This is a genomic window from Streptomyces sp. NPDC085946 (assembly GCF_044540485.1).
GTDB lineage: Bacteria > Actinomycetota > Actinomycetes > Streptomycetales > Streptomycetaceae > Streptomyces.
This window is the reverse complement of sequence record NZ_JBITSF010000006.1, coordinates 1-12,756: the sequence shown is the minus strand read 5'-3', so window position 1 is coordinate 12,756 and position 12,756 is coordinate 1. Positions and strand designations below refer to the sequence as shown.

Below are 12,756 nucleotides of genomic sequence, written 5' to 3'. Positions count from 1 at the left end.
GTGGCCCGGCCCACCGAAGCGATAGCCGTCGTCGGGATGGCGTGCCGCTACCCGGGCGCCGCTGACGTACATGAGTTCTGGCGGCTGCTGCGCGACGGGCGCGAAGGCATCACGCGGTTCGACGTCGACGACCTCCTCGCCAAGGGCGCGGACCCCGAACTCGTCCTGCGCCCGGAGTTCGTACCGGCCAAGGGCGTCCTCGACGGCTCGCGCAACTTCGACTGGACGTACTTCCGCTACAACCGGGCCGAGGCGGCGCACATCGACCCGCAGCAGCGGGTGTTCCTCGAATGCGCCGCGACCGCCCTCGACGACGCCGCACTCGACGCCGGCCGGTTCGAGGGACGCGTCGGGGTGTACGCCGGGTCCGACCGGACCCTGCTCGACAGCTCCGGCGAACTCAGCCCGCTGGTCCGCATGGTGAGCCACGAGAAGGACTTCGTGGCGACCCGCGTGGCGTACAAACTCGGCCTGCGCGGCCCCGCGATCACCGTGCAGACGGCGTGCTCCACGTCGCTCACGGCGATCCACATGGCGCGCCAGGCGCTGCTGACCGGCGAGTGCGACGCGGCACTGGCCGGCGGTGTCACCGTGTCGCCGCCCGGCGAGTGGGGCTATCTGCACGAGCAGGGAAGCATCCTCTCGCCCGACGGCCACTGCCGCCCCTTCGACGAGAAGGCCGCCGGCACCGTGCCCAGCGAGGGCGTGGGAGTGGTCGTCCTCAAGCGACTGGAGGACGCGCTGCGGGACGGCGACCGGATCGCCGCGGTGATCCGGGGATCGGCCCTCAACAACGACGGCTCGGACAAGCTGGGCTTCACCGCGCCCTCCATCCCCGGCCAGAGCGAGGTGATCCGGCACGCCCAGCGGATCGCCGGGATCGAGCCGGGCGACATCGACCACATCGAGTGCCACGGCACGGCCACCCCGATGGGCGACCCGGTCGAAGTGGCCGCCCTCACCGACGTGTTCGGTACCGCGCAGGACCACCCGACCTGGCTGGGCTCCGTCAAGAGCAACATCGGCCACACCAGCGCGGCGGCCGGCGTGGCCGGCTTCATCAAGTCGGTGCTGATGATCGAACACCGGGAACTGGTGCCGACACTGCACTACACCAGGCCGAACCCCCTGCTCGACCTGGACACCTCGCCCTTCGAGGTGTGCGTCGAGAACCGCCCGTGGCCCGCGGACCGGACCCCGGTGGCCGCGGTCAGCGCCTTCGGCGTGGGCGGTACCAACGCCCATGTCGTCCTCGCCGCCGCGCCCCCGCTCCCGGCACCCGCCGCGGGCCCGTCGGCCCGGGCACTGCTGCTCTCCGCCGCCACACCCGAAGCCCTCGGGCGGTACGGCCACCGGCTCGCCGAGCGGCTCGAGGCCGCACCCGCGCCGGCGCTCGACGCGGTGGCGCGGACCCTGGCGGACCGCAGGCAACACCCGCACCGGGCCTGTCTCGTCGCGCGCGACCGCACCGAGGCCGCCCGGCTGCTGCGCGGTGCGCGCGCACCCGAGCGGCGGTCGCTGTCGCAGGTGGCGTTCCTCTTCCCCGGGCACGGAGTGCTGCGGCACCCGGCGGGTGCGGTCCCGTACCGGCTGCTGCCGGCGTTCCGGGAGCACTTCGACGAGATCGCCGGCTTCGCCAGGGCCCGCTTCGGGATCGACCTGTCCCCGGTGGTGTCGCGGACCGCCGTGGCGACGGCCTGGTTCGAGGACTGGGCGCACCAGCAACTGGGGCTCTACACCCTCGGCTACGCACTCGCCCGGCAGCTGCAGGAGTGGGGAGTGAAGCCGGCGGCCCTCTTCGGCAACAGCGTCGGCGAGTACGCCGCCGCCGCGCTCGCCGGAGTGTGGTCGCCGACCGACGCGGCCGTCCTGGTGCACGAGCGCGCCGAAGGGCTGCGGGCCACGGCACCCGGCCGGATGCTCGCGGTCAACGCCCCCGCGGAGGAAGTGGCCCGCAGGGTGCGCCTGGGCGACGAGGTGACCGTCTCCATGTTCAGCCGGGGCGGCGTGGTGCTCTCCGGTCCCGCGCACGCCATGACGGAGCTGATCGAGGGCGACGCGTTGGCCGGCCTCGACCTGAAACCGCTCAACGTCGACCGGGCCGCCCACTGCGAACTGCAGGCCCCCGTCGCGGACCGTCTCGCGGAGCTGATCTCGGCCATGCCCACCCGGCTGCCCGAGCTGCGGGTGGTCTCCAACGTCACCGGCGACTGGGCCGACCCCGACGCCGTGTCGGGCCCCGACTACTGGGGCGCCCATGTGCGCAGGCCCGTCCAGCTCGACGCCGGTATGGCCACGTTGCTCGGCTCCGACTGCGACACGTTCGTCGAACTCGGCCCGGGCAGCACGATGCTGGGCGCGCTGCGCCTCGCCCCCCAGTGGGACCCGGCCCGCACCGCGGTGCCGCTCCTGGGCAGGGAGCAGGACGAGGAGCGCGGCCTGCTGCGCGGCCTCGGGGCCCTGTGGGAGCGCGGCCTGGACGTCGCCGGCCCCCTCCTTGCCGAGGCCGGCGCGGCCCTCGACGGCGCGCCGGACACCGCCCGCCGGTGCTCGCTGCCGGGCCACCCCTTCGCCGAGCAGGACCCCGGGACCGAGGCACCGCGCACGGACACCGCGCGGGCCGACGGCGCCGACCGCGGGTCCGCGGCCCGGCGCCGGGTCGAGGAGCTGTGGTGCCGGTCGCTGGGCGTGACGTCCGCCTCCGACCCGGACAACTTCTTCGACCTCGGCGGTGAGTCGCTGGTGGTGCTGAACCTGATGACGCAGCTGCGGGAGAAGGCCCACGTCGTCGTCCCCGTCGCCGAGTTCATGCGCGAGCCGACCTTCGGCCACCTGCGCCGGGTGGCGGAGGAACAGCTGGGCGACGGGCCGCTCGGGGAGACCGTGCCCGAGACCGCCGTCACCGAGGCGGCCACCCCGCCCGAGCCGCGCTTCACACGGCTGCGCGAGGGCTCGGGCAGGCCCGTGTTCCTGGTGGCGGACGCGGCGGACTCCACGCTGAGCTACCTCGCCCTGGCCGACGGCCTGGACACGACGCGCCCGGTGCTGGGGCTGGAGCCCAGGGGCGTCGACGGGGCGCGGATCGAGGAGATCGCCGCGTTCCACGTCGAGACGCTGACCGGGCTCCAGACCGAGGGCCCGTACACCGTCGGCGGCTGGTCCTTCGGCGCCGTCGTGGCCCACGAGATGGCGAGGCAACTGGCCCGGCGCGGGGCACGCGTCGACCTGCTCGTCTGCCTGGACGCGTACATGCCCGGCCGGGCGGGCCGCCGCATCGGCGCCGACCCCTCCTTCGTACTGGGGCATCTGCGGCTCATGGCCTGCGCCGCACTCGGAGTGGGCGAGGCGGGGGCGCAGGCGCGGCGCAACCCGGCGCTGCGCAGGCTGCTGCTGGACAAGTTTCGTACCCTGACGCGCTACCGGCCCCGTCCGGCCGGCTGCCCGACCGCGGTGTTCAAGGTGGGCGTCGGCGCCGGGGAGGCCCGACAGCTGCGGCTCGGCCTCAGGGGACTGTACGGGCCCGACGTCACCGTGGTGCCGGTGGCCGGTGAGCACTGGTCGATGCTGCGAGAGCCCCACGTGGGTGATCTCGCCGCGAAGCTCGGCGGCCTGCTGGCCGACGACCCGGTCGAGGAGCGGCACGATGGCGAGTGACCGGACGACGGCCATCACGGCCGACACACCCGAGTCGACGCCCGGGCCGCCCGCCGGGCCGAAGCTGCTGCGCAACCGGTCCTTTCAGGCGCTGTGGAGCAGTGAGGCGTTCGCCGGTGTCGGAGAGCACGCCGCGGGCGTCGCCTATCCGCTGCTCATCCTGGCCACGACGGGTTCGGCGGCCTCCGCCGGACTCGTCGGCTCGTCCCAGTTGCTCGCCCAGGGCCTGATGTCGTTCTGGGGCGGCATCCTCGCCGACCGGGTAGACCGCAAGCGGCTGCTCATCGGCTGCAGCCTGCTGCGGGCGGCACTGCTCGGCGTGTTCACCCTGCTGGTCCTCGCGGACGCGGTGAACGTGGTCGTGACGCTCGGCATCGCCATCGTGTCGGCGGCCTGCTTCGGCCTGTCGATGCCCGCCGGCATGGCGATGATCAAGCAGCTGGTGCGGCCCGACCAGCTCGCGCAGGCGACCGCGCAGAACCAGATCCGCTGGTTCGGCGCCATCACGGCGGGACCGTCCATCGGCGGTGCCCTGTACGGGGTGACACGGGTACTGCCGTTCATCGGCGCGAGCATCTCCTTCGCGGTCTCGACCGTGCTGATGCTCTTCGTCCGCAAGACGCCACGGCCGCTCGCGGTGCCCGGTGGGAAGAAGGAAATCCTCGGCGGTTTCCGCTACCTGGCGAAGCACCCGGTGCTGGGTCCGCTGATCGTCAGTGTCACGCTGTCCAACCTGGCGTTCAACACGACCGGGATCTCCCTGGCCGTCATCGCCACCGGGACCGAGCGCGGAGCGTCCGAGTCGTTCATCGGGCTGACCCTCGCGATCGCCGGCGCCGGCGGGCTGGCCGGGGCGCTGATGGCGGAGTTCGTCATCAAGCGAGCCCGTCCGTCGGCGGTGTTCATCGCGGGCTACTGGATCGGGCCGGTCGCCGCCGTTCTCCTCGCGACCGTGCCCGGGGTCGTACCGCTCGGCATCGTCGTCGCCTGCGTCTACATCCGCGGGCCCATCATCAACGCGCTGTTCCTCACCTACACGGCCAAAGTCGTGCCCGACGAGCTCCAGGGCCGAGTCCTCGGAGCGATCGTCTTCAGTTCCACGATCGTCTCGCCCCTCGGCGTCCTCGCGATCGGCGCCGTCTTCGAGGCCGCGGGCCCGGCCTGGGTCTTCGCCACCATCGGCGCCGTCGCCACCCTCGGCGCCCTGCCCACCCTGACCAAGGGCATCCGCAGCCTGGCCTCGGCTCAGGACCTGATGTGAACCGAACCACCATCAAGGAGTTGCCATGACACAGGAGATCACCGAGGCCACCCCGGTCGACGCCGGCGAGGGACTGCCGGGCGGTCAGGCGGAGCCCCTGCCCCCGGAGTTCTTCACGCACCCGATCGACGACCGGAACGCGACCTACGCGCAGCTGCGGTCCTCCTGCCCCGTGCGCGCCATCAACCATCCGCCCGGCGCCGAGGCGTACATCGTGTCGGACTACGAGATGGCGCTGAAGGCGTTCGGTGACAGCCGTATCTCCAAGTCCCTGGACAACGCGCCGAAGTGGTTCCGCGACCAGCTCTTCGACAACAGCCCCGTCCAGGCCCGCAACATGCTCATCGCGGACGCCCCGGAACACTCGCGGCTGCGCAAGCTGGTCAGCAAGTCCTTCGTGCCGCGCCGCATGGAGAAGCTGCGCCCGCGCATCCAGGAGATCGCCGACGACCTCATCGACGCGTTCCCGGAGTCGGGCGAGATCGACCTGATGGAGTTCGCCCGCGTCCTGCCCGTCATGGTCATCTTCGAGTACCTGCGCGTGGATGTCTCGGACCGCGAGATGCTCTACGACTGGTCCAAGATCCTCGGCGGTGCCCCGTACGCGGACGAGGAGGCCAACAACCGCCTCAAGCAGGTGAGTTCCTCCTTCGAGCAGTACATCCTCGATCTCCTGGAGACCCGCCGCTCCGACCTGGGCGACGACCTGGTGAGCCAGCTCCTGCGCGCGGCCGACGAGGAGGGCACGTTCACCATCGACGAGATCGCCTCGACGATGTCACTGGTGATCATCGCGGGCCAGCGCACCACCACCAACCTCATCGGCAACGGCGTCCACGCCCTGCTCACCCACCGCGACCAGTTCGACCTGCTGCGCTCCCGGCCCGACCTGGTGGTCTCCGCGGTCGAGGAGTTCCTGCGCTACGAGTCGCCGAGCTACCGCGGCACCCTGCGCGTCGCCGCGCAGGACATGGAGATCGACGACGTCCCCATCGGCAAGGAGGCGTTCGTCCACCTGCTGATCGCCGCCGCCAACCGCGATCCGAAGATCTTCGAGGACCCCGACCGCCTGGACATCACCCGCACCAACAACCGTCACCTCACCTTCGGTCACGGTCCCCACTTCTGCCCGGGCGCCCCGCTGTCCCGCCTGGAGGGCCACGTCGTCTTCCCCACGCTGCTCCGCAGGCTCGAGGGCCTGACCCTGGCCATCGACCCCGCCGACACCGAGTGGGTGTACGACAACTCGGTCAGCCGCGGACTGGCGAAGCTGCCGGTGTCGTACGAGCGTCTGCGGCCCCGCTCCGCCGCCGACGCCTCCGAGGAGCCGGCCATGACCGGCTGCCCCGTCGCCCACGGGGGTTCCTGACCATGCGGATCCTCGTACTGGGCGGTACGGCCTTCCTGTCGCACGCCGTCGCTGCCGAAGCCGTACGCCGAGGGCACGAGGTCCTCTGCGCGGCGCGCGGCACCTCCGGGAACGTCCCGGACGGCGCCACGCTCGTCAAGGTCGACCGGGACGCCCCCGACGGCCTCGCCCCGCTGGCGGGCACCGACTTCGACGCGGTGGTGGACGTGGCCACCATGTCGTACCCGTGGGTCCAGGAGGCGCTGCGGGTGCTCGGCACGCGCGCCCGGCACTGGACGTTCGTGTCGTCCATCAACGTGTACGCCGACGCCGTCACCGCCGGGCAGAACGAAGACGCGGCCCTGCACGAGCCCGCCGAGTCCGGCGCGGCGGCACTGGAACGCATCGAGCACCCGCATCTGTACGGCGCCATCAAGGTCGCCTGCGAGAACGCGGTGCGCGCCGCCCTGGACGAGCGGGCGCTGATCGTGCGCTCCGGGCTCATCGTGGGCCCCGGCGACGTCTCCGACCGCTTCGGCTACTGGCCCGCGCGGATCTCCCGCGGCGGCCGCGTCGCCGTACCGGACGTCCCCGAGCAGCCCACACAGGTGGTCGACGTGCGCGACCTCGCGGCGTGGATCGTCGACGCGGGCGAACAGGGCATCGCGGGCACCTACAACGGAGTCGGCCCGAGCCTGCCCTTCGGCGAGCTGCTCGACCTGATCGTCAAGACGGTCGGCGCACCGGACACCGACCTCGTCCCGGTCTCCGAGGAGCACCTGGACCGGACCGGGGTGCAGGTGTGGCGGGGACCGAAGTCGCTGCCGCTGTGGGTCCCCCCGGAGGACCGCGGATTCATGGCCCACGACCACACCCGGGCCGTCGCCGCCGGTCTCGTCCACCGCCCGGTCGAGGACGTCGTCGGCGACGTCCTCGCCCACGAGCGCCGTCTCGGTCTCGACCGCGAGCGCGAGGCGGGGCTCACCCCGGCCGAGGAGGCCGAGCTGCTGCGGAAACCGGAAGGAGAACCGCGATGAGCGCGCACAACTGGCGCAGGATCGGCGAGGGCGACCCGGCCCGTACGATCCTGGCGGTCGACTTCGACTCCACCGGCAGGCCGGAGGCCGACTTCCGCCGCCTCGCCGCGCGCCTGACCCCGCGGGAGATCTGGCAGACCACCCAGCCCGCCGAGGCCGAGAGCGAGTTGCTGTCGGCGCGGGACTATCTGCGCCGGTGGCGCCGGCTCCCGCAGGGCTCCCGGCACATCGACACCGTCATGGGCTACTGCGTGGGCGGTGTGTTCGCCGCCACGCTCGCCGACGAGATCGCCGAGGAGCAGGGGGAGCGGCCGGCGCTGCTGCTCCTCGACCCCGAGCCGGTGGACCGGCTGAGCCTGTACCGCGACTTCCGCAAGACCGTCGACACCCTCACGGTGGTCCCCGAACAGGAGCGCTCCGACGCGGTCGCCGAGGTCCTGGCCGTCTGCGAGGCGGCCGGCGAGGAGGACTTCACCGCCACCGCGGCCCAGGTCGTCAAGGTCTACGAGACCGTCGCGGGCACCGCCTTCGACCTGCTCGGCTTCGACGAGGAGACCAGCGAGGACCTGCTCGGCCTGTTCCGGTCCTACGTCTCCTACCTGCACGCGGCCCGGCAACTGCACCCGGAGGAGGGCTGGGCCGCGGCGCTCGCCCTGACCTCGGCGCACGGCGGTCCGGGTGCCGTGCACGCACGCGCCGTGCAGCGCTTCCCCGTGGACACCGCGGCCTTGCTCGACACCCCGGACGTGGCCGAGACCGTACACCGATTCCTGCTGGAGCGTGGCGCATGACCGTGCACGACACACAAGCACCGCGGACCACCTCCGCGGGAGGGATCCTCCTCGACGACGTCACCGCGTCGCCTGCCGCCGACTGGGCCGACCACGCCCTCGCCTGCGCCGCGGCCTACCGCCACCGGCTGACCTCGGAGGGGGAGGTGGCGCTCAGGGTGGCCGGCCTGCCCGGGCCGCTCAGGCTGCGCGTCGAGCCCACGACGACCCTGGCCGAGCTGGTGGAGCGGGTCCGCGCGGCCCGCACCTCGCCGGTCGCGGCCGAGGCCGCCACCACGCCCGTCGGCACACAGGTGCTCCTCGACGCGGACCCGGTGGCGGTGGACGACCTCGCCCTCGTCCTCGCCCTCGACGCGGACGGCCACCTGAACGCCTGGGCGCGGGGCAACCCGGAGCGCCACAGCGACGAGGAGGTGGCCGCGCACACCGACCGTCTCGGCCACTTCACCCGGCGCCTCCTGGAGGCCGGCCCGACGGCCGAGGTGGGCGGCGTCGAACTGCTCACGCCCGCCGAGCACCACCAGATCATGCACGTGTGGAACGACACCGCGCACCCGGTGCCGACCCTGACGCTTCCCGAACTGGTCGAGGCGAACGCCGCGGCGCACCCGGAGCGGCCCGCCCTCAGCCACCGTGACCAGCGGCTCAGCTACGCCGAGCTGGACGGGCGCGCCAGCCGGATCGCCCGGCTGCTGATCGCCGACGGCGCCGGCCACGGGGACATCGTCGCCATGGTGCTGCCGCGGTCGGTCGACTACGTCGTCACCGCCCTCGCCATCGTCAAGACGGGCGCCGCCTACCTGCCGGTGGACACGAGCTACCCGGTGGAACGCATCAACCAGGTCCTCGCCGACGCCGGGGTCACCCAGGTGGTGACCGTGCGGGAGCTGACGGACTCGGTCCTGGTGCCCGCGCGGCAGCTGGTCCTGGACGCCCCGGACACCGTGGCCCGGCTCGCGGCGGCCGTCCCCGCCCCGCCCACGGACGCCGACCGGCGCGCACCGCTCACCCCCGACTCCCCGGCGTACGTGCTCTACACCTCGGGTTCGACGGGGCGCCCCAAGGGAGTGGTGGTCGCCCACCGTGCCATCACCAACCGGCTGCACCACATGCAGCACCAGATCCCGCTGGGCCCGGACGACCGGCTGCTGCAGAAGACGCCGGCCGGGTTCGACGTGACCGTGCGCGAGGTGTTCTGGCCGCTGCTCGCCGGGGCGTCGATCGTGGTCGCCGACCCCGACGGGCACCGCGACCCCGCCTACCTGGCCGAGACGATCGTCACCGAGAACATCACCATCACGCACTTCGTGCCCTCCGGCCTGAAGGTGTTCCTGCGGGAGCCGGGCGCCGCCGCCTGCACGAGCCTGCGCCGTGTGGTGTGCGGCGGCGAGGCCCTGCCCGCCGAACTGCAGGCGTGGTTCTCCTCGGTCCTCGACGCCGACCTGTTCAACGTCTACGGCCCCACCGAGGCGGCCGTGGACGTGACGTCGATGCTGTGCCCGAAGAAGCCCGAGCCGGGCCCGGTGCTGATCGGGCGGCCGGTGTGGAACACCCGCCTCTACGTGCTCGACGAGCAGCGCCGCCAGCTGCCGCCCGGGGTGACCGGCGAGCTGTACCTCGCCGGTGTCCAGCTGGCCGAGGGATACCTGGGCCGGCCCGACCTGACCGCTGAGCGCTTCGTCGACGACCCGTACGGCGGGCCCGGCGCCCGCATGTACCGGTCCGGGGACGCGGCGCGCTGGCGGGCCGACGGCGTCATCGAGTTCTTCGGCCGGCTCGACCACCAGGTCAAGATCCGCGGATTCCGGGTCGAGCTGGGAGAGATCGAGTCCGTCCTGCTGCGCGACGGGCAGCTCAGCCAGGCGGTCTGCCTCGTCCGCGAGGACACCCCGGGCGACCAGCGACTGGTGGCGTACGTGGTCTCCGCGAACGACGCGGCCCCCGACCTGGCCGGGCTGCGCGCGCAGGCCGAAGCGGCGCTGCCCGACTACATGGTGCCGAGCGCGTTCGTCGTCCTGGAGCGGCTGCCGCTCACCGCCAACGAGAAGCTGGACCGGGCGGCCCTGCCCCGGCCCGAGTCCCGGGTGGCCCGCGTGGGACGTGAACCGGCCACGGCGGGGGAGATCCTGGTGGCCGAGCTGTTCACCGAGCTTCTCGGCATCCGGGACGTCGGCGTCGAGCAGCACTTCTTCACCTCCGGCGGCAACTCCCTGCTGGCCAGCCGGCTGATCAACGACATCCACGAGCGCTCGGGTGTGCGCCTGCGGATCAGGCAGCTCTTCGACGATCCGACCGTCGGCGCGATCGCCGGCCTCATCACCCCGTAGACCGCCCACGTCACTCCGTGGGCCACGCCCCGGGCGGTGCCGGCACACCCCCCGCCGGCCCCGCCCGGGCTCGCCACCGTGGACGCGGGACCGCCCGCCGGGCGTCCACGCCCTTTCCCCTCCCCGGCCGACCACGGCCTTCTCACTTCGGTCTCGGAAACGGAGCAGTCCGACATGCGCACTCTGAAGGTAGCTCTGCTGGGTTGCGGCGTCGTCGGCAGCGATGTCGCACGGTACCTGGCGGCTCACGAAGCCGACCTCACCGCACGCATCGGCGCCCGGGTGGAGCTCGCCGGGGTGGCGGTGCGCCGCGCGGACCTGCCTCGCCCCGGCATCCCCTCCCACCTCGTCACCACCGACGCGGACGCCCTGGTGACCCGGGGCGACATCGACGTCGCGATCGAGGTCATCGGCGGCGTCGACCGCCCGTACGACCTGATCACGAAGGTGTTCGCCCACGGCGCCTCCGTCGTCAGCGCCAACAAGGCCCTGATCGCCACCGAGGGAGCCGCCCTGCACGCCGCCGCCCGCGACAGCGGCGTCGACCTGTTCTACGAGGCCGCGGTGGCCGGCGCCGTACCCCTGCTGCGGCCGTTGCGCGAGTCCCTGGCCGGCGACCGGGTCACCCGGGTGCTCGGCATCGTCAACGGCACCACCAACTTCATCCTCGACCGCATGGACACCGCCGGCTGGGAGTACCCGAGGGCACTGAAGGAAGCCATGGCCCTCGGCTACGCGGAGGCCGATCCGACCGCCGACGTCGAGGGCCACGACGCGGCCGCCAAGGCGGCCATCCTCGCCGGGCTCGCGTTCAACACCCGGGTCCGCCTGGACCAGGTGCACCGCGAGGGCATCACCGACATCACCGCTGCGGACATGGCCGCCGCCCGGTCCGTGGGCCGGGTGGTCAAACTCCTCGCCGTCTGCGACCGCGCCCCGGACGGCGACATCACCGTCCGGGTACACCCGGCGATGCTGCCCGCCGGCCATCCACTGGCCTCGGTGCGCGACGCGTTCAACGCGGTGTTCGTGGAGGCCGACGCCTCGGGGCAGCTGATGTTCTACGGTCCCGGCGCCGGCGGGGCGCCCACGGCCGCCTCCGTGCTCGGCGACCTCGTCGCCGCGTGCCGCAACCGGCTGGCCGGTGTCACGGGGTCCGGCGACTCGGCGTACGAACGACGCCGGGTCCGGCCGATCGGGGACGTCGTCACCCGCTACCACATCACCCTGGACGTGACGGACCGGCCGGGCGTCGTCGGCGCCGTGGTCGCCGTACTCGAACGCCACGGGGTGTCCGTCGAGGACTTCCGGCAGACGCGTGCCGACGGCGGCGCCCGGCTGTTCCTGTCCACCCAGCGCGCCACGGACAGGGCGCTCTCCGCGGCCGTGGCGGAACTGCGGGACCTGACACAGGTGCGGGACGTACCGCGCACCATCCGCGCCGAGGCCCTCTGACCGCGGGGGCCTTCGGCCGCCACCCCCACGCTCCCGGCCGGAAGGGCCGCACGACGACGACAGCCCCTTCCACGGTCCCACCCGGCGTGGTCTCGCCGGCGACGACCACACCCGGGTCCGCCCCGAGGCGCCGGCGGCGATCGCCCGCGCCGACGGCGGCCACCAGCCGGGCTGCGGCGGTGACGTCCCCGCCGAACGACTGCGGCGCACCGGAGCGGGCGGGCGGCGTCAGGCTGCCGCCCGTCCCCGCTCCGGACGGCGAGCCCACCCCGAACCGGTCGCCCACCGCGCGGCGGACCTCGGCCACCGGCACCGGGCACGGCCCGAGGTCGTCCCCCTCACCCGGTGCACCGGGACCGGGCTCTGCCGCACCGCCGTCGAGCTCCTCGCCCTCCGCGAGCAGGCCCACGGCCCGGACCTGCCGGTGCACGGGGACGGCGCCCGCATCGCGAACGCGGCAACCCATCCCGGCGTGTCCCTGTACGGCATGACGGCGGACGCCGGAGCGGACGTGCTGCCGTCCCACGTCCGGAACGAGCGCACCGGTGAGGTCCGTCGGGTGACCGCCTTCGACACCACCGAGGAGGACGTGGACACGTTCGCGGCCGCCGTCGGGGAGGAACCCGGGGCCGGCCGGGGCGAACAGAAGGCGGTGGCACCACCGGTTCGACCGGTGGTGCCACCGCCTTCTGCTCAGGATCAGCCGACGACGGTCCAGGTGTCGCCGCCGGCGAGCAGCGCGGCCAGGTCGCCCTTGCCGTGCCGCTCGACCGCGGTGTCGAGCTGGGCGGTCATCTGCGCGTCGTAGACGGGCCGGTCGACGGAGCGCAGGACGCCGATCGGGGTGTGGTGCAGGGTGTCGGGGTCGGCGAGCCGGGACAGC

At 73.3% G+C, this 12,756-nt stretch carries 7 protein-coding genes and 2 pseudogenes; 8 read left to right on the top strand and 1 reads right to left on the bottom strand.

Translation table 11 applies throughout. From position 1 onward, the window contains the following. From ACIF8T_RS14360 to ACIF8T_RS14325, 8 genes and pseudogenes are all read left to right on the top strand, one after another. Complete coding sequence (locus tag ACIF8T_RS14360) at window positions 1-3,654, top strand: type I polyketide synthase (RefSeq protein ID WP_400034745.1); 3,654 nt, start codon at window positions 1-3, stop codon at window positions 3,652-3,654. Beyond that, window positions 3,644-4,915 (top strand): MFS transporter, encoded by a 1,272-nt coding sequence (locus ACIF8T_RS14355; RefSeq protein WP_400034743.1) that lies wholly within the window; start codon window positions 3,644-3,646, stop codon window positions 4,913-4,915. Before ACIF8T_RS14360 ends, ACIF8T_RS14355 begins: the two co-directional genes overlap by 11 nt. A 25-nt stretch (window positions 4,916-4,940) precedes the next feature. Then, a complete protein-coding gene (locus ACIF8T_RS14350; RefSeq protein WP_400034741.1) occupies window positions 4,941-6,284 on the top strand; it encodes a cytochrome P450 in 1,344 nt (447 codons plus the stop codon). Window positions 6,285-6,286: 2 nt separating this feature from the next. Further along, on the top strand, window positions 6,287-7,300 hold the full coding sequence (locus tag ACIF8T_RS14345) for an NAD-dependent epimerase/dehydratase family protein (RefSeq protein ID WP_400034739.1): 1,014 nt from the start codon (window positions 6,287-6,289) through the stop codon (window positions 7,298-7,300). Beyond that, entirely contained in the window at window positions 7,297-8,091 is a 795-nt protein-coding gene (locus ACIF8T_RS14340; protein ID WP_400034737.1) for a hypothetical protein, read from the top strand. Before ACIF8T_RS14345 ends, ACIF8T_RS14340 begins: the two co-directional genes overlap by 4 nt. Further along, complete coding sequence (locus ACIF8T_RS14335; RefSeq protein WP_400034735.1) at window positions 8,088-10,418, top strand: amino acid adenylation domain-containing protein; 2,331 nt, start codon at window positions 8,088-8,090, stop codon at window positions 10,416-10,418. Before ACIF8T_RS14340 ends, ACIF8T_RS14335 begins: the two co-directional genes overlap by 4 nt. A gap of 174 nt (window positions 10,419-10,592) precedes the next feature. Beyond that, a complete protein-coding gene (locus ACIF8T_RS14330) occupies window positions 10,593-11,873 on the top strand; it encodes a homoserine dehydrogenase (RefSeq protein WP_400034733.1) in 1,281 nt (426 codons plus the stop codon). 139 nt (window positions 11,874-12,012) lie between these two features. Continuing rightward, a pseudogene (locus ACIF8T_RS14325) lies at window positions 12,013-12,360 on the top strand (beta-eliminating lyase-related protein); the annotation flags it as partial. A gap of 212 nt (window positions 12,361-12,572) precedes the next feature. On the opposite strand, the pseudogene ACIF8T_RS14320 reads toward ACIF8T_RS14325, so the two are convergent. Further along, a pseudogene (locus ACIF8T_RS14320) lies at window positions 12,573-12,756 on the bottom strand (2-oxoacid:ferredoxin oxidoreductase subunit beta); the annotation flags it as partial.

What these genes read in the sequence shown, in the direction of transcription:
- ACIF8T_RS14355 (WP_400034743.1), top strand. Translation starts at nt 3,644, where the DNA reads ATGGCGAGTGACCGGACGACGGCCATCACGGCCGACACACCCGAGTCG.
- ACIF8T_RS14350 (WP_400034741.1), top strand. Translation starts at nt 4,941, where the DNA reads ATGACACAGGAGATCACCGAGGCCACCCCGGTCGACGCCGGCGAGGGA.
- ACIF8T_RS14345 (WP_400034739.1), top strand. Translation starts at nt 6,287, where the DNA reads ATGCGGATCCTCGTACTGGGCGGTACGGCCTTCCTGTCGCACGCCGTC.
- ACIF8T_RS14340 (WP_400034737.1), top strand. Translation starts at nt 7,297, where the DNA reads ATGAGCGCGCACAACTGGCGCAGGATCGGCGAGGGCGACCCGGCCCGT.
- ACIF8T_RS14335 (WP_400034735.1), top strand. Translation starts at nt 8,088, where the DNA reads ATGACCGTGCACGACACACAAGCACCGCGGACCACCTCCGCGGGAGGG.
- ACIF8T_RS14330 (WP_400034733.1), top strand. Translation starts at nt 10,593, where the DNA reads ATGCGCACTCTGAAGGTAGCTCTGCTGGGTTGCGGCGTCGTCGGCAGC.